The sequence below is a fragment of the Corynebacterium sp. ACRQJ genome, from assembly GCF_022346045.1.
Classification (GTDB): domain Bacteria; phylum Actinomycetota; class Actinomycetes; order Mycobacteriales; family Mycobacteriaceae; genus Corynebacterium; species Corynebacterium evansiae.
Map to the genome: position 1 here is coordinate 107,305 of NZ_JAKRMT010000004.1, position 20,698 is coordinate 128,002.

Annotated in this window: 17 protein-coding genes and 1 tRNA gene; 10 read left to right on the top strand and 8 right to left on the bottom strand. The window is 62.8% G+C overall.

All coding sequences use genetic code 11. From position 1 onward, the window contains the following. Nucleotides 1-28: 28 nt before the first annotated feature. The gene (locus MHX52_RS03895; protein ID WP_239316672.1) at nt 29-937 is read right to left on the bottom strand and encodes an ECF transporter S component; all 909 of its coding nucleotides are present in this window, start codon (nt 935-937) and stop codon (nt 29-31) included. A gap of 279 nt (nt 938-1,216) precedes the next feature. On the opposite strand from MHX52_RS03895, the gene MHX52_RS03900 reads away from it, so the two are divergent. The 3 genes from MHX52_RS03900 (at nt 1,217) to MHX52_RS03910 (ending at nt 2,538) form a co-directional block, all read left to right on the top strand. Then, on the top strand, nt 1,217-1,438 hold the full coding sequence (locus tag MHX52_RS03900; RefSeq protein ID WP_035005506.1) for a hypothetical protein: 222 nt from the start codon (nt 1,217-1,219) through the stop codon (nt 1,436-1,438). Between the two features lie 82 nt (nt 1,439-1,520). Then, a complete protein-coding gene (locus MHX52_RS03905) occupies nt 1,521-2,135 on the top strand; it encodes a hypothetical protein (RefSeq protein ID WP_239316674.1) in 615 nt (204 codons plus the stop codon). A gap of 79 nt (nt 2,136-2,214) precedes the next feature. Beyond that, nucleotides 2,215-2,538 (top strand): UTP--glucose-1-phosphate uridylyltransferase, encoded by a 324-nt coding sequence (locus MHX52_RS03910; protein WP_239316676.1) that lies wholly within the window; start codon nt 2,215-2,217, stop codon nt 2,536-2,538. A gap of 383 nt (nt 2,539-2,921) precedes the next feature. Here the strand turns inward: MHX52_RS03910 and MHX52_RS03915 are convergent. After that, a tRNA-Leu gene (locus MHX52_RS03915) sits at nt 2,922-2,995 on the bottom strand. Between the two features lie 75 nt (nt 2,996-3,070). Between MHX52_RS03915 and polA the strand changes: the two genes are divergently transcribed. Then, complete coding sequence (polA, locus tag MHX52_RS03920; protein WP_239316678.1) at nt 3,071-5,650, top strand: DNA polymerase I; 2,580 nt, start codon at nt 3,071-3,073, stop codon at nt 5,648-5,650. Nucleotides 5,651-5,668: 18 nt separating this feature from the next. Here polA and MHX52_RS03925 read toward each other — a convergent pair whose 3' ends face one another. Further along, nucleotides 5,669-6,574 carry a DUF368 domain-containing protein gene (locus MHX52_RS03925; protein ID WP_239316680.1) on the bottom strand — a complete coding sequence of 302 codons (906 nt, stop codon included), beginning with the start codon at nt 6,572-6,574 and terminating at the stop codon, nt 5,669-5,671. A gap of 262 nt (nt 6,575-6,836) precedes the next feature. Here MHX52_RS03925 and rpsA point away from each other — a divergent pair, with 262 nt between their 5' ends. Then, complete coding sequence (gene rpsA, locus MHX52_RS03930; RefSeq protein ID WP_005295768.1) at nt 6,837-8,303, top strand: 30S ribosomal protein S1; 1,467 nt, start codon at nt 6,837-6,839, stop codon at nt 8,301-8,303. Nucleotides 8,304-8,475: 172 nt separating this feature from the next. Here rpsA and MHX52_RS03935 read toward each other — a convergent pair whose 3' ends face one another. Together MHX52_RS03935 and MHX52_RS03940 are read right to left on the bottom strand one after the other, a co-directional pair. Continuing rightward, nucleotides 8,476-9,405, bottom strand: a complete 930-nt coding sequence (locus MHX52_RS03935) for a MaoC family dehydratase (RefSeq protein WP_239316682.1) — start codon at nt 9,403-9,405, stop codon at nt 8,476-8,478. Nucleotides 9,406-9,448: 43 nt separating this feature from the next. Continuing rightward, nucleotides 9,449-10,795 (bottom strand): 3-oxoacyl-ACP reductase, encoded by a 1,347-nt coding sequence (locus MHX52_RS03940; protein WP_239316684.1) that lies wholly within the window; start codon nt 10,793-10,795, stop codon nt 9,449-9,451. 200 nt (nt 10,796-10,995) lie between these two features. On the opposite strand from MHX52_RS03940, the gene MHX52_RS03945 reads away from it, so the two are divergent. After that, nucleotides 10,996-12,312: an acetyl-CoA C-acetyltransferase gene (locus MHX52_RS03945; RefSeq protein WP_005295762.1), complete on the top strand. Its 1,317-nt coding sequence runs from the start codon at nt 10,996-10,998 to the stop codon at nt 12,310-12,312. Between the two features lie 70 nt (nt 12,313-12,382). On the opposite strand, the gene MHX52_RS03950 is transcribed toward MHX52_RS03945, so the two are convergent. Then, nucleotides 12,383-13,639: a DUF4185 domain-containing protein gene (locus tag MHX52_RS03950; protein WP_239316686.1), complete on the bottom strand. Its 1,257-nt coding sequence runs from the start codon at nt 13,637-13,639 to the stop codon at nt 12,383-12,385. 61 nt (nt 13,640-13,700) lie between these two features. On the opposite strand from MHX52_RS03950, the gene MHX52_RS03955 reads away from it, so the two are divergent. Beyond that, entirely contained in the window at nt 13,701-14,048 is a 348-nt protein-coding gene (locus MHX52_RS03955) for a hypothetical protein (protein WP_239316688.1), read from the top strand. A 16-nt stretch (nt 14,049-14,064) separates the two neighbouring features. Next, nucleotides 14,065-14,649 carry a dephospho-CoA kinase gene (gene coaE, locus MHX52_RS03960; protein WP_239316690.1) on the top strand — a complete coding sequence of 195 codons (585 nt, stop codon included), beginning with the start codon at nt 14,065-14,067 and terminating at the stop codon, nt 14,647-14,649. Nucleotides 14,650-14,653: 4 nt separating this feature from the next. Here the strand turns inward: coaE and MHX52_RS03965 are convergent, their stop codons facing one another. Then, nucleotides 14,654-15,598 carry a YdcF family protein gene (locus tag MHX52_RS03965; RefSeq protein WP_070489116.1) on the bottom strand — a complete coding sequence of 315 codons (945 nt, stop codon included), beginning with the start codon at nt 15,596-15,598 and terminating at the stop codon, nt 14,654-14,656. Nucleotides 15,599-15,684: 86 nt separating this feature from the next. On the opposite strand from MHX52_RS03965, the gene uvrB reads away from it, so the two are divergent. Then, nucleotides 15,685-17,832: an excinuclease ABC subunit UvrB gene (uvrB, locus tag MHX52_RS03970; RefSeq protein WP_239316692.1), complete on the top strand. Its 2,148-nt coding sequence runs from the start codon at nt 15,685-15,687 to the stop codon at nt 17,830-17,832. A gap of 10 nt (nt 17,833-17,842) precedes the next feature. Then, the gene (locus MHX52_RS03975; protein ID WP_034985051.1) at nt 17,843-18,277 is read left to right on the top strand and encodes a universal stress protein; all 435 of its coding nucleotides are present in this window, start codon (nt 17,843-17,845) and stop codon (nt 18,275-18,277) included. A 26-nt stretch (nt 18,278-18,303) separates the two neighbouring features. Here MHX52_RS03975 and MHX52_RS03980 read toward each other — a convergent pair whose 3' ends face one another. Next, nucleotides 18,304-20,619 (bottom strand): ATP-binding domain-containing protein, encoded by a 2,316-nt coding sequence (locus MHX52_RS03980; protein WP_239316694.1) that lies wholly within the window; start codon nt 20,617-20,619, stop codon nt 18,304-18,306. Nucleotides 20,620-20,698: the final 79 nt, after the last annotated feature.

A 20,698-nucleotide genomic window follows, 5' to 3' on the forward strand; every position in this document is an offset into this window, starting at 1 on the left:
GATTGTAGTGCTGTTTTAGCCGTTTAGACTACTGCGGGTTCTGCGGGTTCTGGGGGTCCTGCGGGGTGTTGCCCTGCCAGCCCTGGTTCGGCTGCTGGCCGAAGTTGTTCTGACCGTAGTTGTTCTGGTCAAAGTTGTTCTGCGGCTGCTGGCCGTAGCCCTGCTGACCAAAGCTCTGCTGGCCGAAGTTCTGCTGGCCGTACCCCTGCTGCGCGAAAGCCTGCTTCGGAGCTTGCGGGTTGTTCTTGCGGTCGTTGAGCAGTGCGAGCACGCCGAAGGCGATGATGGCGATGGAGGCCAGCAGAATCAGGATCAGGCCTGCGCCGACGCTTACGTTTACAACGTCCTCGTCAAAATCACCGGCCTTAGAGCCGATGCTGGCCCAGTCGATGATGGAGATCAGCAGAAGGATGGCGCCGATGGCGATCACTGGAATGGCGCGCCACCACTTCTGGGCCAGCTGCTCTACGAACAGGTAGGCTGCAATTCCGCCGATGATGATCAGGGACAGGAACATGGTGAGAATGCCGTCACCGTCGGTGCCGGAGACCGTGATGGTGCCGTAGAAGGGAACCGTGACCTTGCCCCATGGCATGAAGCTGCCGATGAAGCTGATCAGAGCGGCACCTGCGGCGCAGAGCAGCCAGATTACGGACTTGTTGGAGAAGTCCAGGTACTGCTTGATGTCGAACTGTGCGCCCTGGCCGTTCTGCTGGTTCTGGCCGTTGAAGCCCTGCTGGTTCTGGAAGTTGTTCTGGCCGTAGCCGTTCTGTGCACCCTGCTGCGGAGCGCCATATGCATTCTGGCCTTGCTGCTGCGGTGCCGGGTTCTGCTGGCCGTAGGGGTTCTGGTTCCAGTCCTGGCCCTGCGGCTGTTGCGGTGCACCGTTGTTGCCGTTGTTGGCCGGGTCGTTGGAACCGAAGTTCTCGTCCGTCATGGTTCTCCTCGCGTCAAGAATCTGTCTTAGCACCCCTTAAGAAAGGGCTGCGTGATTTCTTCGCGACTTATATTAACGGACAACCTTCGAGCCCGACGGGTTAGGTGATGGTCGCGGCATGTCGGGGGTGCTGCCCTTTTCTTATTGACGCCTATATTCCAACGAACGAAAAGTCATCTCACGTATTCAGGGCGGGCTGCCTAAGTTTCCTAATCTTGCATCAGCCTGTGGAATATAATCACGGGAAGTGCTGTAATGCTGCTCGGAAAGGAAAACACCATGAGTGTTTTGCACGACTATCTCGCGGGTAAGGCGACTGCGGAGGATGTGAAGGCCGAGGTTGCGCGCCAGAGGGTAGGCATGCGCAAGGAACAGCCACCCTACAGGCAGCCAGATTTGAACGATGTGAAATGGACGCCACCGTCAATCTTCGAGGACGTGACCATCGCACAGGCACTGGGCAAGCTCAGTAGGGAAGAGGCGGATTACCTCTTGGAGTAGTTCTGGAACGCTGTTGTCTGGAGATAGGCCGGTATCCGCGCAAATCTGGTTTTCTGAGCAGCCGGTATATAGTTACTTCATTATGGCCAAGAAAATCATGTTCGCCGCTGGTGGGTTCATCCTGGTTCTCACTTTGCTGGGCGGCGGGTTCCTGTGGGGGAAGTCAACCATCCTCAATTCTCCGGTAGAAACCGTCACTGAGACAGACAACTCGGAGGTTATCCTCGCGGTGCAACGCCGGGAAGAGGTTGTGCTGCTCTCCACATCTACCCAGGGGATCTACACTACGCAAAACACTGCGAAACTCTTCAAATGGGGAGTCCCCGGAAGTCGGAAGACGAATATCCTGCAGTACAAATTCACCGCCAAACTGGGGCTCGACGGCAAGAAAGTAAAGGTCGAGGAAACAGCTCCCGGTCACTTCAAGCTCACCATTCCGCCCTTCAAGTTTATTGGCTTCTCTGATCCGGAATTCAAAACTGTGCACCAGCATGGTCAGGTTTTGAGCTTCGCTACGGCGGATATTGATACCGCGGAGGGTATCAACGAGGTCCTGAATGAGGGAAAGCGTAAGGAACACATCCAGCTGAACCATGAACTATTGAAGGAACAGGCCAGGACTTTCTACGAAGGCATCATCCGCGCTATCGACACCGAAGCAAAGATAGAGTTCGAGTTCCAAACTGCTGCCAAATAGCTGGTTGTGACTGATCATGGCCATCAAGGTTCAAGAGAACAGAGCGGCACTATAGGACTTTTTGGTTTTGGGAGGCGTCATGAGTTGCTACCCGGAGATTATTCTCTTGCAGACTGATGTTTCTACTGCGGAATTTGCCAGCTTTTTACCGCCCGTAATTGAATCGCAGGGGTTTTTTCAGCTTGAGGAGCTCGTGGATGGAGAGCGAAAGTACACCCTGCATAGTCTCGCCGATGAGTATTTGGATCAATTCAACGCCCTGTTCAAAAGGATGATTACGCAAACAAACTGGGCCTTGACTCTCGACTGGGACGGATTGGATGAAGAATCTGATTTCCCGTATAAGTCTCTGAGTCGCCCTGCCGGGGCAAAGGCTCCAATGCTCCTCTGGCCGGACGACTAATTCGTTTGAGAGAGCCTCGCTCTGCTTCGGTGGTTCGGGATTCTCGCGTGTCCGAACGGTACCGCACCGAAAACAAGGAACTCCGCCCACTAGCGGAGCGAGCTAAGGAAGCCGAGGAAGCAGGCAAGAGTGAACTGCAGAAAGCACAGGAACGCATAGCCGCCCTAGAAGCGGAAAAGCAAGAGAGCGTTCTTTGCTGCGGCTCGGATAGCACCGCTCCCCGGTGGGGGCATTTTGTGTTTGTGTGGCACGATTTCGCCACGACAATCCCACGACATAAGGGGCTAAAACAGGCCTAAAGAGGCTTAACGAGCGGGGTAGTCAAGAAAGCGAAACCCCTGCCTGACCAGCATTTACACTGGTCGGAGGCGGGGGTGAAATTGTGCCCCAGGTGAGACTCGAACTCACACTGGACGGGTTTTGAATCCGTTGCCTCTGCCAATTGGGCTACTGGGGCGATAAGTGCTTACCGGAGCATAATACGCCACGGCCTTTCAGCCAACCAAAACCGCACTCCGTTAGAGTTGAGCGCATGGCTAAACTCCTTCTCCTCGACGGGCATTCGTTGGCGTTCCGCGCCTTCTACGCCCTGCCCGCAGCCAACTTCTCCACCGTTGGTGGCCAGCACACCAACGCGGTGTATGGCTTCTTAGGCATGTTCCTCACCCTCATGGATAAGGAACAGCCCACCCATGTGGCCGCCGCGTTTGACCTGTCCGGCCCCACATTCCGCGAAGAATCCTTCCCGGAGTACAAGGCGCAGCGCCCGAGCACGCCCGAGGAGTTCAAGGGCCAGATCGAGCTGATTCGTCGCACGCTCGAAGCGTTGGGCGTCACGACCCTAGATAAAGAGTCCTACGAGGCCGACGACATCATCGCGACCTTAGCTACCGAGGGTGCGAAGGATGGCATGGACGTGCTGATCTGCACCGGCGACCGCGATTCGTTGCAGCTGGTCACCGAGGATGTGACGGTGCTGTACACGCTTAAGGGTGTCTCTGAGCTGCATCGTTTCACCCCGCAGGCCGTCGAAGAAAAGTATGGCGTGACCCCCACCCAGTACCCGGACCTCGCGGCGCTGCGCGGCGATACCTCCGACAACATGCCCGGCGTGCCCGGGGTGGGGCCGAAGACCGCGCAGAAGTGGATCGCCAAGTACGGCAGCCTGCAAGGCGTGATCGACAACATGGATGACATCGGCGGGAAGGTCGGCGCCAACCTGCGCGAAAACATCGACAATGTGGTGCTCGCGCGCGACATTACGGAAATGGTGCGGGACCTTAAGCTCGTTGATGATTTGGACGCCCTCAGTCCCCACGACATCGATCCCAACGAGGCGCTCGGCATGTTCGAGGAGCTGCAGTTTGGCACGGGGCTGCGCAATAGGGCATTCAAGATCATGGGCGTGGAGTTCGCCGACAGTGCAGCTATCCCCGTCACGGTGGAGGAGCCGCAGCCGGGGAAGCTGGGGGCGTGGCTGAAGAAGCGCACCCGCGGCACGGTGGTGGACGTGGATGGCGAGCAGCTGACCCTGCTGGACCGCGACAACGTTGCCATCGTTCAGGACCTCGCCGACGTGGACCCGAAGGATGAGAAGGCGCTGGCGGAGTGGCTGGCCAACCCGCAGGCCACAAAGTGGTTGCATGACTCCAAGCAGACATATCACACGCTACAGAATCAAGGCTTAAAGCTTGACGGGGTGGAACATGACACGTCCCTGGCGGCGTATCTGCTGCGCCCCGACGTGCGTACGCTCGGCCTGGCGGACGTCGTGCAGCGCCACGTGGGCCACGAACTGTCGGACAATGCCACCGGCCCCGAACGTGCTCAGGCTGTCGCCGAACTGGTGAAGGCCCTTACTCCAGAGATCGAGGCCGCCGGCCAGTCCGAGCTGTACTTCGACCTGGAAGTCCCGCTGGCCCTGATCCTGGCGGCCATGGAGCACGCCGGCATTGCTGTGGATGACGCAGCGCTGCAGGAACTCTCCGACGACTACGGCGCGCGCCTTAACGAGGAGATCGCCGCCGCCCGCGAGCTGGCGGGGGAGCCGGAGCTCAACCTTTCCTCCCCGAAGCAGCTGCAGAAGGTCCTGTTCGAGACCTTCGACCTGCCGAAGACGAAGAAGACCAAGACCGGGTATTCTACGGCCGCCGCGGAACTGGAGAAACTGGCCGCCCAGTCCAACCACCCGTTCCTGGGACACCTCATGGCCCACCGCGAGTATCAGAAGATGAAGTCCACCATCGACGGACTTATCGAGGCTGTGGGCGACGACGGACGCATCCACACCACCTTCAACCAGAAGGGCGCGGCGACGGGCCGTCTGTCTTCCTCCGACCCGAACCTGCAGAACATCCCCGTGCGCACCGACGCCGGCCGCAAGATCCGCGCCGCATTCACGGTCGGGGAGGGCTACGAGACTCTGCTGACCGCCGACTATTCCCAGATCGAGATGCGCGTGATGGCGCACCTGTCGGAGGACGCGGGCCTGATCGAGGCCTACGCCAGCGGCGAGGACCTGCACAACTACGTCGGCTCGCGCGTGTTCGATGTCCCGGTCGATGAGGTCACCCCGGAACTGCGCCGCCGGGTGAAGGCGCTGAGCTATGGCCTGGTCTACGGCCTGTCCGCCTTTGGCCTATCCCAGCAGCTGAAGATCAGCGCGGGGGAGGCGAAGAAGATCATGGATAACTACTTCGAGCGTTTCGGCGGTGTGAAGCGCTACCTCGACCACGTGGTGGAAGTTGCCAAGGAGACCGGCTACACGGAGACTCTCTACGGCCGCCGCCGCTACCTGCCGGAGCTAAACTCCTCTAACCGCGTGGCCAGGGAGAATGCCGAGCGCGCCGCCCTCAATGCGCCGATCCAGGGCACGGCCGCGGACATCATCAAGCTGGCCATGCTGCGCGTGGATCGTGAGATCACCCGCCAGCAGCTGGCTTCCCGCGTGTTGCTGCAGGTTCACGATGAACTCGTGGTGGAGGTTGCGCCCGGGGAGCTGGAGCAGATCACCGAGCTAGTCGAGCGGGAAATGGATGCCGCCGCCCAGCTGCGCGTGCCGCTGGATGTCTCCGCCGGCACGGGCGATAACTGGGACCTGGCAGCGCACTAGTCGCGCGCGCCAGCCGGGTTAGCTAGCGTCTGCCTGCGTGGCCTTTGCGTTCGAGGCCTTCTCGGCTGCCAGCATCGCCACGACGATCACCGCGCCCAGCAGGAACAGGCCGATGGCGGCGCCCAGGTGCTCGCCCGGCGCCTGCAGGTTCGCATCCCCGTCCTGCCACGGCCACAGCGCACGCAGGGAGCCCAGCATCAGGCCCGTCATCACAAACAGCGTGATGGTGCGGTGGTTGTTAAGCAGGTACTCCAGCAGACGCACGAAGCACACAATTCCGGTGATCGCGCCCAGGAAGAACACGCCCAGGTAGACCAGGTTCCTATCATCCACCGCCGCCATCGTCGCGGAGTACAGACCCACTGCCAGCAGGAAGAAGGAGCCGGATACACCAGGCAGCACCAACGCACACACTGCAATCGCCGCAGCCACGAAGACCCACAGTAGGTTCGGGTCGGATTGTGGGGCACTGGTAACGCCCGTCAGGAAGAACGTGGCCACTGCCGTCACAACCAAGCCGAGGATCGCCATGGGTAGCCGCCGGCGCGCGTCCTCCTTATCCGTCATGCCAATCGGCACGGCCAGGGAGAGCAGCACCATGCCGAAGAACAGCGCGCGCGAGTGCACCGGCTTGTCCGTCACGAAGCTCTCCATCACACCCGCCAGCGAGAGCACCACGGCCGCCATGCCCACCAACATGGGGAGCAGTAGCATCCAGTCCAGCGTCTTGTACTGGGCAAACGCGGCCTTGCGATCTTTCGGCAGCTTCTTCGTGGCATCCAGGAAAAGGTTCGCCTGGTGCAGGACGCGCTCGTACACGCCGGTAACCAACGCGATCGTGCCACCGGAAACGCCCGGGACGAGCTCGGCCATGCCAATCAACCCGCCGCGGACCATATTTACTAATATTTGCAGTATCTTCATCGCGCACTATCGTACTGCACGCCCCCGACAACCCCGCCTCAACTCGCGGCCGAAAGCCCATGTTTGCGCTGTTCACTGTGGTCGTGTAGCGTTATGCCCGTTGTGCGCCCCCTTTTTGATTCTTTAGGACGCCCCCACGTGGAGCTCCTAGAGGTTCCCCGCCAGGTAATTGACGCTGGTGGTGGCGTCAAAAAGAAGGGTTTGCAGAACTAGAGTAACTGTCCATCTTCTATTTCTATTCGTTTCGAAAGACATTCAACATATGCCCACCAACAACGTCCCTCAGGTAGCCATTAACGACATTGGCTCCGCTGAGGATTTCCTCGCTGCCGTCGACTCCACCATCAAGTACTTCAACGATGGTGACATTGTCGAGGGCACCGTCGTCAAGGTCGATCACGACGAGGTCCTGCTGGACATCGGATACAAGACGGAGGGTGTCATCCCTTCCCGCGAGCTGTCGATCAAGCACGACGTTGACCCGGGTGAGGTTGTTGAGGTCGGCGACGAGATCGACGCTCTGGTTCTCACCAAGGAAGACAAGGAAGGCCGCCTGATCCTGTCCAAGAAGCGTGCACAGTACGAGCGCGCTTGGGGCACGATCGAGGAGCTCAAGAAGAACGAGGAGCCGGTCACCGGTACCGTCATCGAGGTCGTCAAGGGCGGCCTGATTCTGGACATCGGCCTGCGCGGCTTCCTGCCCGCCTCCCTGGTGGAGATGCGTCGCGTCCGCGACCTGCAGCCCTACATCGGCCAGGAGATCGAGGCCAAGATCATCGAGCTGGACAAGCACCGCAACAACGTTGTGCTGTCCCGCCGCGCATGGCTCGAGCAGACCCAGTCCGAGGTCCGCTCCGAGTTCCTGCACCAGCTGCAGAAGGGTCAGGTCCGCAAGGGCGTTGTCTCCTCCATCGTCAACTTCGGCGCATTCGTCGATCTCGGCGGTGTCGACGGCCTGGTTCACGTCTCCCAGCTGTCCTGGAAGCACATCGATCACCCGTCTGAGGTTGTCGCAGTCGGCGACGAGGTCACCGTCGAGGTTCTGGATGTGGATCTGGACCGCGAGCGCGTGTCCCTGTCCCTGAAGGCAACCCAGGAGGACCCGTGGCGCGTATTCGCACGCACCCACGCCATCGGCCAGATCGTGCCGGGCAAGGTCACCAAGCTGGTTCCGTTCGGCGCATTCGTCCGCGTCGAGGAGGGCATCGAGGGCCTGGTTCACATCTCCGAGCTGGCCGAGCGCCACGTCGAGGTTCCGGATCAGGTTGTTGGCGTTGGCCAGGACGCAATGGTCAAGGTCATCGACATCGACCTGGAGCGTCGCCGCATCTCCCTGTCCCTGAAGCAGGCTGATGAGGACTACACCGAGGAGTTCGACCCGTCCAAGTACGGCATGGCTGACTCCTACGACGAGCAGGGCAACTACATCTTCCCGGAGGGCTTCGACCCGGAGACCAACGAGTGGCTCGAGGGCTACGACGAGCAGCGTCAGGCATGGGAGGAGCGCTACGCAGAGTCCGAGCGTCGCCACCGCCTGCACACCGCTCAGATCGAGCGCAACCGCGCCGCAGCTGCCGAGGCCGCTGCAAACGGCGAGGGTGGCTACTCCTCTGAGACTCAGACCGAGTCCGCACCGGCTTCCTCCGAGGCGCCGGCTCAGGACGCTGGCACCCTGGCTTCCGACGAGCAGCTGGCTGCTCTGCGCGAGAAGCTGGCCGGCGGCGAGTAAACCACTCGATACCGCTAGTTCGGTAGAGCTTTAAGCGACTAACCCCCGACTTCCCTTTGCTGGGAGGCCGGGGGTTGATTCTGTTTTTTGGAGCGGACACAAAGAAAGGGCGCGCTCCCGGTTGCTCTCCGGTGGCGCGCCCTTGATCTAGGCGTGTAGCGCTAGGCGTGCTTTACAGCGCCTCGACCTTGCCCACAGCGTGCAGGGTCTTTAGCTTAGAAGCCTTGCGCAGCTGCAAATCCCACTCGCTGGGACGTGGGTAGGCCTTGTCGCCCGCAGCCTCGGCGAAGAATGCCACGGTGGTCGGCAGCGTAACGGGCTTGGCAAACTCCACGCTGAAACGTGCAGCGGAAGGCAGCAAGCCCTCCAGGCCACGCAGCATCGTGGCAGCGGACCACATGCCGTGCGCAATGACGGCCGGGAAGCCGAAAGCCTTCGCGCCAACGCTGGAGACGTGGATCGGGTTCTTATCACCCGAAGCCTGCGCGTACTCCTGGATGTCCGCCGGGGTTACGCGGAACTTCGCGGATGGGGTCGCGTCGTACTCATCGAACTCAACCGGCTCCAGAATGCGGCCGTCGGTCGGCTGCTTGTCCTTGTAAGGCGAGGAGCTGGAAAGCTTCGCACCCTTAGACAGGAAGCCACTGGTCTGCTTCCACACGTCCTCGCCGTCGACGGAAACTACGGTAACGACATTCAGCAGCACACCCTTGGTGTGCGGACGCAGGTTCTCCGCGTGCACGCGGATGTCCAGCACATCGTCCACGGTCAGGTCGCGGGTCTGCTCGATGCGGTTGGTCAGGTGCACCAGGCCCACGGCATTGACGGGGGAGTCCTTGGCCGTCAGGATCTTCATGACAATCGGGAAGCTCAGCACGTACGGGTACGTGATCGGCAGCTCGTTGCGCAGGCGCAGGCCCGTTGCCGCGTTGTAGGCAGCCAGCTCTGGCACCTTGATCTTGACGCCCTCAACCTTGAACGCAGTCTTCGGATTGTCCTTGGCACTGCGGGGGCTACCCACGCCCGGAACAACATCCTTGACGGCGTTGCGGTACTCGTCCATCAGCACTGGGATGGAATCCAGCTTCTTGTAGTCAACCACTGGTCGTGGCTCCTTTCTCTACAGTTCGCTTGACGGGTTCGTCTTAGGCGCCCAGCATTGCCTGGCCACATACGCGCACAACGTTGCCGGTGACAGCCTGGGAAGCCGGAGCGGCGAAGTAGGCGATGGTCTCGGCGACGTCCACGGTCTCGCCACCCTGCTGCAGGGAGGACAGCAGACGGCCACCGACGCGAGTGCCGAACGGGATGGCGGCGGTCATCTGGGTCTCGATGAAGCCCGGAGCCACAGCGTTGACGGTGATGCCACGGTCAGCCAGCTTCTCGGAGAAGGAATCCACGAAGCCGATCACGCCGGCCTTGGTAGCGCCGTAGTTGGTCTGGCCACGGTTACCGGCGATACCGGCGATGGAAGCCACGCCGATGACACGACCGTTGTCGGCCAGGCCACCGTTATCCAGCAGCTTCTCGGTGATGCGCACCGGTGCAGCCAGGTTGACGGCGATGACGGAATCCCAACGACCCTCGTCCATGTTGGCCAGCAGCTTATCGCGGGTGATGCCGGCGTTGTGGACGATGATGTCGATCGGGCCGCCGTGGCGAGCCTCCGCGTGCTCCTTCAGCTTCTCAGCAGCGTCGGCAGCGGTGACGTCCAGCGGCAGGGCAGTGCCGCCAACCTTGTTGGCGGTCTCTGCCAGGCCTTCGCCAGCCTGCGGGATGTCCACGCAGATGACCTTCGCACCGTCGCGAGCCAGCACCTCTGCGATGGTGGCGCCGATGCCGCGGGCAGCGCCGGTGACCACGGCGATCTTGCCCTCGGAAGGCTTGTCCCAGTTGGCCGGGGCGGTCGCGGACTGGGCGTCAACACGAATAACCTGAGCGTCCACGAAGGCCGACTTGGCGGACAGGACGAAGCGCAGGGTGGACTCCAGGCCAGCGAGGTCGGCGGAAGCGTCCGGGGCGGTGTACACCAGCTGGACGGTGGCGCCGCGCAGCAGCTCCTTACCGACGGAGCGGGTGAAGCCCTCCAGGGCACGCTGAGCGATGCGCTCGTCAGCGTTGTCGATTAGCTCCGGGGTGGTGCCGATGACCAGCAGGCGGGCGCAGGGCTGCAGCTGGCGCATGACCGGGTGGAAGAAGTCGTACAGCTGACGGAGGTCTTCCGGCTTGGTGATGCCGGTGGCGTCAAAAACCAGACCGGCGTACTTGTTATCGCCAGCGGAGGTAGAGACCTTGTAGTCGTCGGCGAGCAGCTCCTCGATGCGGCCGACCAGGCGACCGGAACCGCCCAGCAGAACACGGCCGTCCAGCGCGGGCTCGCCCTCCTTGTAACGACGCAGCTTCGTCGGTACCGGCAGGCCAGCCTGCTTGGAGATCTTCTTGCCGAGGTCCGAGTTGATGAACTTAAGGTATGCATCCTGGTTTTCAGGCACTAGCTTTAACTCCTCATATCTATAAATTCGCCACAGTGGGTGGCAAGTCGGCGCGAAATATACAAGTCTTGTTGGCGATACGCACACGCGCGTTGCCGAGACAATGTATGTTCTCATGTATAACCATACGGTGTGATCGAGCACACCGTGTAGGAATACGTTCTTTCAATTCACATTCTTCGATGGAGTGACACAAAAATATGACTAACGGAGCACCCCGCAAGGTCGCCATCCTCGGCGGCAACCGCATCCCGTTCGCCCGTTCCAACAAGGAGTACGCGAACGCGTCTAACCAAGACATGCTGACCGCCGCCATCGATGGCCTGGTCGCACGCTACGGCCTGCAGGGCGAGGAGCTTGGCCAGGTCGTCGCCGGCGCCGTGCTGAAGCACTCCCGCGACTTCAACCTGACCCGCGAGACCGTCCTCGGCTCCGCGTTGTCCTCCACCACTCCGGCCTTCGACCTGCAGATGGCCTGCGGTACTGGCCTGGCTGCTCTGGTACAGGTTGCAGACGCAATCGCCCTGGGCCGCATCGAGTCCGGCATCGGCGGCGGCGTGGACACCACCTCCGACGCACCACTGGCCGTCAATGATCAGCTGCGCAAGACCCTGATCAAGCTGAACAACGCGAAGACCACCACCGACCGCCTGAAGCTGGTCGGCCAGATCCGCCCCTCCCAGCTGGCCCCGGAGCAGCCGAACAACGGCGAGCCCCGCACCGGACTGTCCATGGGTGACCATGCGGCCATCACCGCCCGCGAGTTCGGCCTGACTCGCGAGGAGCAGGACCAGCTGGCAGCTGAGTCCCACCAGAAGCTGGCCAAGGCATACGACGAGGGCTTCTTCGAGGACCTCATCACCCCGTACCTGGGCGTGCAGCGCGATACCAACCTGCGCCCGGACTCCAACGTGGAGAAGCTGGCCAAGCTGAAGCCGGTCTTCGGCAAGAAGGATGCCGAGCAGCACGGCACCAAGGCCACCATGACCGCCGGTAACTCCACCCCGCTGACCGACGGTGCTTCCGCAGTCCTGATCTCCTCCGAGGAGTGGGCGGCAGAGCACAACATCCCGGTCAAGGCATACCTGGTGGATTCCGAGGTTGCCTCCGTGGACTTCATCAACGGCCGCGACGGCATGACCCCGGACGGACTGCTGATGTCCCCGACCTACGCGGTTGCTCGCCTGCTGAAGCGCAACAACCTCACCCTGCAGGACTTCGACTTCTACGAGATCCACGAGGCCTTCGCCTCCCAGACCTGCGCCACCCTCAAGGCTTGGGAGTCCGACGAGTACTGCCGCGAGCGCCTAGGCCTGGATGGCGCCCTGGGTGCCATCGACCGCGCGAAGCTGAACGTCAAGGGCTCCTCCCTGGCTGCTGGCCACCCGTTCGCCGCTACCGGCGGCCGCATCATCGCCACCGCTGCGAAGGTGCTGGAGGAAAACGGCGGCGGTCGCACCCTGGTTTCCATCTGCGCTGCAGGTGGTCAGGGCATCGTCGCCATCGTCGAGCGCTAAAGCGCCGCTAGCCGCTAGCTACTAGTTAGCCGCTAGCTTCTAGCGGCCAGCGGTTGCGTGCCGCCGGTTGCTAGAACACCTTCGCCAGATCAGTCTTGTACACCACCGCGTTGTAGCTGTGCCACGAGGTGGCCACCCAGTACAAGTTCCCATCGGTCTGGTGCGGGTACATATACCCGCCGTAGATATCCGGCACCTGGGCCCTGGAGATCAGCGTTTTCGCGCTGCTCCAGGGCCCTTCTGGGCTATCGGCCTGGCGCAGCACCATTCCTTGAGTGGATTCGTAGAGCGCCAACCACTTGCCGAGGTGCTCGTTGTACTGCACGGAGAGCTCGGAGACTCGCCCGTCGAGCACCGGCTTTGCGGCGTCCATGCGGGAGGTCCAGCCGCTGCCGTCCCAGTACTCTGCAGAGCTGAAATCGGGGAACTCTGCCTCGCTAATGCGTGCCAAGCGCGCCTGGCCGGAGCGCCCCGACGGGGTGCCGTAGACGTACACGTAGCCGTCGTCGCCCGCAGCGGAGCCCTCCGGTGCCTTGGCGAAGGCGGTCATCTGGAAGTAGTCGTTGCCACGGCTGTGTGCTGGCAAGTCCGGCAGGCGGCTGTCCTTAGAAGCCACGGAGCTGGTGCGGTAGGAGCCCGGCACCACGGAGAAAGTCTTCCCGCCATCTGTGGATTTCGCCGTCGCGGCGTAGTTCGTGCGCCACTGTCCCGGGCGCCCCCAGTCGCGCACGGACATGAAGTCCACGTACTGCGCACCATTTACCTCGATGCCTGCGGTCGGGATGATTGTCTTCTCCACACCGTCGATCTTTAGAGATTCAGGCAGGAACTCCGCGGAGTCCGCCCCCGTAGCAGGACCACCCAAGTGGATGCCGTTGGAGGGATCCATATCGTCGGTCTCGTACAGAGCATTGGAGTGCCAGCCGTTGTTTCCGGCACCGCAGCGGAAGGAATCACCGAACGCTGCCAGCACGCGCCCATCGCCGGAATCCCACATGATGCCCAGGTCTGTGGAGCTCAAACCCGTCTTGTCGGTGCGGTCGGGGCTGAAGCGGCCGGTGAGCATGTGCATTGCCTCGGTATTACCGGTGACCTTCGGCATGCCCTCGGGCTTGCCGGTCAGCCACTGTGGTTGGCCAAGGCTACCGGCTAGCGACCCGGTGCTGCTGGCGGCCAACCCATCGCTGGTGGTGGGAGCGTAGGTCCAGCATGGATCCGCCGCGGCGTGCCCCGTAGACAGGGCGGTCACGGCGGTGGCGGTGGCCAGGATCGAACCGGCGGTCAGGGTAGCGGCAAGCGAGCGGCGAGAGGCGGGAATCTTATGCATGCAAGTTATATTTGCATACAGTGCCCTGCGGCGCCCGCCGAGCTCCGCTATATTCTCGGCTATGGCTAATTCCTCTCGCATTGCTTCCACCGCCGTCGCTGCTGTTCTTACTCTGTCCAGCGCCGCGGGCATCGCCGGCGCCGCAGACGCTGATACCGCACCCGAGACCCTCCAGCCTCTGCCGACTGTCGAGACCCCCGCGTCGGGCAGCCTGGGTGGCTCGTCTTATGTTCCGAAGGCCTGCCAGAAGCTGGACCAGCAAATCGAAGAGGTCCGTAAGCAGTGGGACGAAGCAGTCGCCGAACAGGATATCTACAAGGCCAACGGCCTGCGCATGGAGTTCGGCAACCTTGCCGCCAGCTACTACCAGTGCCGCCTGGCCGGAAACACTCTGGTCGGCTCGCTCTAGGCGCTAGCATGGCCTCATGATCACAATTGGGCTGACTGGTGGAATCGGATCGGGCAAGTCAACCGTCTCTTCGCGGTTGGCGGAGCTCGGTGCTTTTATTGTTGACGCCGACCTGGTGGCGCGCGAGATCGTCGAACCAGGTCAGCCAGCATTGGCCGAGCTGGCGGAGGCCTTTGACGGGGTGCTGAACCCCGACGGCACGTTAAACCGCGCGGAGCTGGCCCGGCAGGCCTTTGCCACGCCGGAGGCGACAGAGAAGCTGAACGCGATCACCCACCCGCGCATCCGCGCCCGTACTGAGGAACTGTTTAAGCAGGGGAGGGAGTCCGGCGCGCAAGTGCTCGTCTACGACATGCCGCTGCTCATCGAAAACGGTGAGGTGGACAAGGTCGATCACGTGTTGGTGGTGGACGCTCCCGACGAGCTGCGCATCGACCGGCTAGTGCAGCACCGTGGTTTGGACGAGGATGACGCCCGCCGCCGCCTTGCCGCCCAGATCGACCGCGCGACCCGCCTCAATGCGGCGGACACGGTTCTGGATAACTCCGGAACCGTGGAACAGCTACTCGAGCAGGTCGACGACTTCTGGGCCGGCCTCTAGAGCCCTACCAGAAGCGGGGGATGCCAGCGCCGAAGATCGGCGGCAGACCGTCAGCCACAACTGTCTCCGGGAAAATGAATAGCCCCACCGCGTCGCGGTAACGGGAGGTGCGCTCCTTGGCCAGGTTTCGCTGCTGCACGGGATCGGACTTGGAGGCCAGGCCGTAGACAGTGGTGCGCGGTCCGAAAGCAATGCGGTAGTCGCTTACGCCACGGTGCAGGTGGCTATCAGTAGTGGCGATCACCAGCTCGCGCGGCAGCGGATTGCCGTGGGGAGCGTTCTTGGCCTGCTCGTTCATCTTTCCGAACACCTTCGCGCTGTGCCACGCATTGCTGATGGTGGACCAGGAGTTGCCCTCCACGTGGATGCGCTGCGGGGAGATTCCGGCGCGGACAAGCCACCGCTTCATCGATTCGGCCTCCACGTGCCCGTGCTCGGTCTTGCCGCCGGAGGTGATGATCGGGCTGGCTGGGTGCTTCAACGCATAATCGCGGGCAACCTCCAAGCGGCGCTGCAGGTTGGGGTGCACGGAACCATCCGCGTTTAGCCCGTTACCCAGCACCACTACGGTTGCACGCGGGCTGGTGGCCTTGCAAGGAGCCTTCACAGGAGCCTCCAAGACCTTCAGGATGTGGCTGACCTCGGTGCGCCGGGCGGGGGAGAGCCGATCCAACGCCGGGCGTGGATTCTGGTTCAGATACTGGGCAGCGATGGCGGCCGCGGAGTAGGCGTCATCAACAGTACGAGCAGTACGCGCACCGCTGGGGCCTACCGGCAACAGCTCGCCAGGAATAACGACGGTGTTGGGGCCGATCGGCGCAGAACCGGCAACGATCGGCGGGACGGCGGGCACAGACGGTGCAGGTGCGGCGACGGCAGAGGGGGTAGCCAAGAGTGAAAGAGCGATGACAGGGGCGATAGCGGCGCGAGTGCGGGAGGAAAGCTTCATGTGACTTACCTTAGAGCGGCACCGGCAAAGGCGCTGGGCAGCCGGGGCGAAGGGGGTTGTCCGGGGCGGCAAGTAGACTTGCGGGCATGGCCTTTGCAGCAGAACGTCCCGAATTGTCGTACTCCGAGTTCCGCCCCGTGGGGGAGGTCGAACGCTCGAATGCGAAGTTCGAAGTCATCAGCGACTACAAGCCCGCCGGCGACCAGCCGAAGGCGATCGAAGAGCTGCACCAGCGCCTTAACCGCGGCGAACGCGACGTGGTGCTGATGGGCGCCACCGGTACGGGTAAGTCTGCGACGGCCGCCTGGCTGATCGAGAAGGAACAGCGCCCCACCCTCGTGATGGCGCCGAATAAGACGCTGGCCGCCCAGCTGGCCAACGAACTGCGCAGCCTGCTGCCGAACAACGCGGTGGAGTACTTCGTCTCCTACTACGACTACTACCAACCGGAGGCGTATATCGCGCAGACGGATACGTACATCGAGAAGGACTCGTCGATCAACGAAGACGTGGAGCGCCTGCGCCACTCCGCGACCTCCGCGCTGCTGTCGCGCCGGGACGTGGTGGTTGTGTCCTCGGTCTCCTGCATCTACGGCCTCGGCACTCCGCAGTCCTACCTGGACCGTTCTGTGGTCTTGAAGGTCGACGAGGAGGTCGAACGCGATCGGTTTCTGCGCCTGCTGGTGGATATCCAATACTCCCGCAACGACGTCGCCTTTACCCGCGGCACTTTCCGTGTGAAGGGCGACACGGTGGACATCATCCCGGCCTACGAGGAGCTGGCGGTGCGCGTGGAGTTCTTCGGCGATGACATCGATGCGCTGTACTACATCCATCCGCTGACCGGCGACGTGATTCGCCAGGTCGACGAGCTGCGCATTTTCCCGGCGACCCACTACGTGGCCGGCCCGGAGCGCATGGAAAAGGCCATGCAGGCCATCAAGGAGGAGCTGGCGCAGCGCCTGGAGGAGCTGGAAAACCGCGGCAAACTGCTGGAGGCCCAGCGCCTGCGCATGCGCACCGAATACGACCTGGAAATGATCCAGCAGGTGGGCTTCACTAGCGGCATCGAGAACTACTCCCGCCACATCGACGGCCGCGCCGCCGGTTCCGCGCCCGCCACCCTGATCGACTACTTTCCCGAGGACTTCCTCACCATCATCGACGAGTCCCACGTGACTGTCCCGCAGATCGGCGGCATGTTCGAAGGCGACATGTCCCGCAAGCGCAACCTGGTGGAGCACGGCTTCCGCCTACCCAGCGCGCTGGATAACCGTCCGCTGACGTGGGAGGAGTTCGACGACCGCAAGGGCCAGTGCGTCTACATGTCCGCCACTCCCGGCGATTACGAGATCGCCGCAGCCCAGGGCGAGTACGTCGAACAGGTCATTCGCCCGACCGGCCTGGTAGATCCGAAGGTGGAGGTACGCCCGACCGAAGGCCAGATCGACGACCTGATCGAACAGATCCGCCAGCGCACCGAGAAGAACGAGCGAGTGCTGGTCACCACCCTGACCAAGCGCATGGCCGAGGACCTCACCGATTACCTGCTGGAGCACGGCGTGAAGGTCCGCTACATGCACTCCGACATCGATACCCTCAAGCGTGTGGAGCTGCTCCGCCAGCTGCGCCTGGGCGAATTCGACGTGCTCGTGGGCATCAACCTGCTGCGTGAGGGCTTGGACCTCCCGGAGGTCTCGCTGGTGGCCATCCTAGATGCGGACAAGGAGGGCTTCCTACGCTCCGAACGCTCGCTGATCCAGACCATCGGCCGTGCAGCCCGTAACGTCTCCGGCGAGGTCATCATGTACGCCGACAAAGTCACCGACTCGATGCAGTACGCCATCGACGAGACCGAGCGCCGCCGCGCCAAGCAGATCGCCTACAACGAAGAGCACGGCATTGACCCGCAGCCTTTGCGCAAAAAGATCGCCGATATCTTGGACCAGGTCGCGGAGCTCGAAGCGGAATCTGGTACGGACGCCACAGGCGGCGCCGATACCGATTCCAGTGTCGGCGGACGGGGCGAATCGCCCGAAGCCGACTGGGCGCTGGTGCGCGGTTCCAGCGACGAACCCATGGCGCGCCCGCAGCTGGAGAAGCTGATCCAGGAGATGACAGAGCAGATGAAGTCCGCGGCGAAGGAGCTGAAGTTCGAGCTCGCCGGCCGCCTCCGCGACGAAATCGCGGATCTAAAAAAGGAACTCCGGGGCATGATCGAAGCTGGGTTGTAATATTAGAGTTATGTACAACACAGTCGTGGTCGGAACCGATGGGTCAGAATCTTCTTTTCTAGCAGTGCGACGCGCCGCGGGCGTAGCCGCCGCCATGGACGCGGAGCTCGTCCTGGCCAGCGCGTATGTGGGGGAGCACGCGGATACCGCGACCAAGCAGACCACTGCGGTGGAAGGGGAGATGTCTGCGGCTGAGGTGTTGGCGTCCGCACGAAAAGAGGCCGAAGGCGAGGGCGCGAAGAAGGTCCGCGCGGTGCTGAAGGAAGGCGACCCGGTGGAGGCGCTAATGAGCATCGTCAAGAGCGAGGAGGCGGACCTGCTGGTCGTCGGCAACCGTGGCATTAACTCGCTGACCGGGCGCCTGCTGGGCAGCGTGCCAGCCGATGCGGCGCGCCAGGCGGAGTGCGACGTGATGATCGTCCACACCGTCGGCACCAGGGACTAGCCCTTCCTGATCCGCGCTAGCCCCGGCTAATCCCAGGGCAACGGGCGGGCATGTACGACCGTCAGTCCCTGGGTGGCGCGCGTCATGGCTACGTAGAGGTCGTTGAGCCCCTGGGGGGAGCTTTCCACAATGTCCGCCGGCTCGACCAAGATCACCTCGTCGAACTCCAGGCCCTTCGCGGCGGCGGTATCCACGAGCACAACCTCCGCGCCAGTTGTTTCCGTCTCGGACTGCTCCGCTGCCTGCTCCGTCACAACGTCCTGAAGGCGCGCAGGGTTCGCAGTAATCACACCGATCAGGCCGGATTCGCCCGTCAGCTCCCGGGCCTGCTCAACTGCGGCCTGAACCTTCGAACCGAGCTCGGCGCCCTCAGCCGGCATGTACCGCACCCCGGTGCCCGATTCGCGCAGGGCCAGGGGAGAAGGCTGGGAGGGGTCGATCTCGTGCAACAGTGGCGCGGCTAGGTCCGCAATGTCCTTCGGGGTGCGGTAGTTCACCGTCAGCTGGTGCAGCTGCCAGCGGTCGGCCACGAAGGGGGAGAGCGCCTCCGCCCAGCTATCCACCCCGCCTGGATTGCCGGTCTGCGCCGGGTCGCCCACCAAAGTCATCCACTTATTCGGCGAGCGGCGGAACACCATCCGCCAGGCCATCTCGCTGAGCTCTTGGGCCTCGTCCACAATCACGTGCCCGAACGCCCACCGGCTATCGGCTGCCGCGCGCTCAGCGGTGGTGCGGTGGTCGCGGACTCGCTGGCGGGCGGCCAGCGTTTCGGCGTCGATAACGTCGTAGGCCATCAGCACTTCGGGCGCGAACCCATCGTCTAGATCCTGGCTGGCCGAGCCGGTCAGGATGTCCAGAGCTTCCTGCGCCTCGGTGATCTTCTCCAGCCACTGCTCTCGCTCCTCGGCGGCGGTTTCCTCGTCGGAGACGTAGCCCAGCATGTCGATCAGTTCGTCGATGAGCGGCGCGTCGGCGTCGGTCCATTCGCCGCTGGGGTGGGCGGCCAGGCCGCGGCAGGTGTCCTCGTCGTAGTCGACGGCGATGCTAGCCGGGTCCGCGTATAGCCGCTCCAGCACCTGGGTGGGGCGCAGCTCGGGCCAGAATTGCCCGAGTGCGTCCACGACTGCCGGATCCGCACCGAGTTCCTCGCGCAGGCTGGCGATGTCGCCCTTGCCCAGCAGGTTCTCGCCTCCCAGCGGGTCGGCGCCGATGCTCTCGCCCAGAGCCTCCGCCAGCGAATTCAGCCCGTGGTCCAGGAAAGCCGCCCTCGCATGGTTGTGCGGCTTGCGGGAGCGGCGCGCGCGAGTCCTGGCCGCCCGCACCATCTTCGGCGTGAGCTGCACGTTGAGCCCGTCGATGCTGATGTCGATGCTGTCTTCCGGCACGGTCTGGTACGTCTTGATCGCATCGCCCAGGATCGTCAGCATCTCCGCCGATCCCTTGACCTCGCGCGCCAGCAGGTTCGTTTCCGGCACGGTGTGCAGGTTCGGCAGCAGGGTGCCGGGGGTTGCCAGCACCACGCCAGTTTCGCCCAGCGAGGGCAGCACCTGCGAAATGTAGGAAAGGAAGCGGTCGTTAGGGCCGATGATCAGCACGCCCGTGTTATCGAGCTGCTCGCGCCATGTGTACAGCAGGTACGCCGCCCGGTGCAGCGCCACGGCCGTCTTGCCGGTTCCAGGCGCTCCCTGAACCACGGTCACGCCACGGTGTGCCGCGCGGATGATCGCGTCCTGCTCCGCCGCGATCGTCTCTACGATGTCCTGCATATACGCGGTGCGCGCCCTATTGACGGCATCGAGTAGCGCTTCTTCTTTGGCGACGCCACCTCGCGACCCAGTACCTACCGCATCGGTCGGTCCTGCCGTGGTGGATAGCTGTTCGTCTGCCACGCTGCGCACCGTCCGACCACGGGTGGTGATGTGCCGCCGCGTGTGCACCCCGTCGGGGTGCAGGGTGGTGGCCAGGTAGAAGGGGCGGGCCAGGGGAGCACGCCAGTCCATCAGCAGGGTGCGCATCTGCTCGTCGTCATCGTGCAGGCCGATGCGCCCGATGTATCGGCGATCCAGGTGTTCGTTTCCGGGGACGGGGTTTTCCGCTTCCGCATCCTCCACGTCGATGCGCCCGAACATCAGGCCAACCTCCGCCGCGGAGTAGGAATCCAGGCGCTGAGCAATGTCGCGTGCCTCGCGGTCGCGCACCATCAGACCCTGCGGGTCGTCGATATCGGCCTCCAGTCGGACAGCCTTGAGCCGCTGTTCCAGCTTCTCGCGGGCCTGGTCTACCCGTTCTAGGAGGTCGTCGAGGTAGCGCTGCTCGGCGGCGATGTCGTCGGTGGGCGACAAGGTGGGTGGGGATTCCCTTCTGCGTGTGGGGTGTTAGGTATAGAGCACGCTAGTTTACTCCCTCCGCGATGCTTTCGAT

Coding starts and splice junctions, on each gene's coding strand:
- uvrB (WP_239316692.1), top strand. CDS start 15,685: ATGGCCTTTGCAGCAGAACGTCCCGAATTGTCGTACTCCGAGTTCCGC.
- MHX52_RS03965 (WP_070489116.1), bottom strand. CDS start 15,598: ATGAAGCTTTCCTCCCGCACTCGCGCCGCTATCGCCCCTGTCATCGCT.
- rpsA (WP_005295768.1), top strand. CDS start 6,837: ATGCCCACCAACAACGTCCCTCAGGTAGCCATTAACGACATTGGCTCC.
- MHX52_RS03950 (WP_239316686.1), bottom strand. CDS start 13,639: ATGCATAAGATTCCCGCCTCTCGCCGCTCGCTTGCCGCTACCCTGACC.
- MHX52_RS03905 (WP_239316674.1), top strand. CDS start 1,521: ATGGCCAAGAAAATCATGTTCGCCGCTGGTGGGTTCATCCTGGTTCTC.
- MHX52_RS03910 (WP_239316676.1), top strand. CDS start 2,215: ATGAGTTGCTACCCGGAGATTATTCTCTTGCAGACTGATGTTTCTACT.
- MHX52_RS03900 (WP_035005506.1), top strand. CDS start 1,217: ATGAGTGTTTTGCACGACTATCTCGCGGGTAAGGCGACTGCGGAGGAT.
- coaE (WP_239316690.1), top strand. CDS start 14,065: ATGATCACAATTGGGCTGACTGGTGGAATCGGATCGGGCAAGTCAACC.
- polA (WP_239316678.1), top strand. CDS start 3,071: ATGGCTAAACTCCTTCTCCTCGACGGGCATTCGTTGGCGTTCCGCGCC.
- MHX52_RS03955 (WP_239316688.1), top strand. CDS start 13,701: ATGGCTAATTCCTCTCGCATTGCTTCCACCGCCGTCGCTGCTGTTCTT.
- MHX52_RS03945 (WP_005295762.1), top strand. CDS start 10,996: ATGACTAACGGAGCACCCCGCAAGGTCGCCATCCTCGGCGGCAACCGC.
- MHX52_RS03925 (WP_239316680.1), bottom strand. CDS start 6,574: ATGAAGATACTGCAAATATTAGTAAATATGGTCCGCGGCGGGTTGATT.
- MHX52_RS03975 (WP_034985051.1), top strand. CDS start 17,843: ATGTACAACACAGTCGTGGTCGGAACCGATGGGTCAGAATCTTCTTTT.
- MHX52_RS03895 (WP_239316672.1), bottom strand. CDS start 937: ATGACGGACGAGAACTTCGGTTCCAACGACCCGGCCAACAACGGCAAC.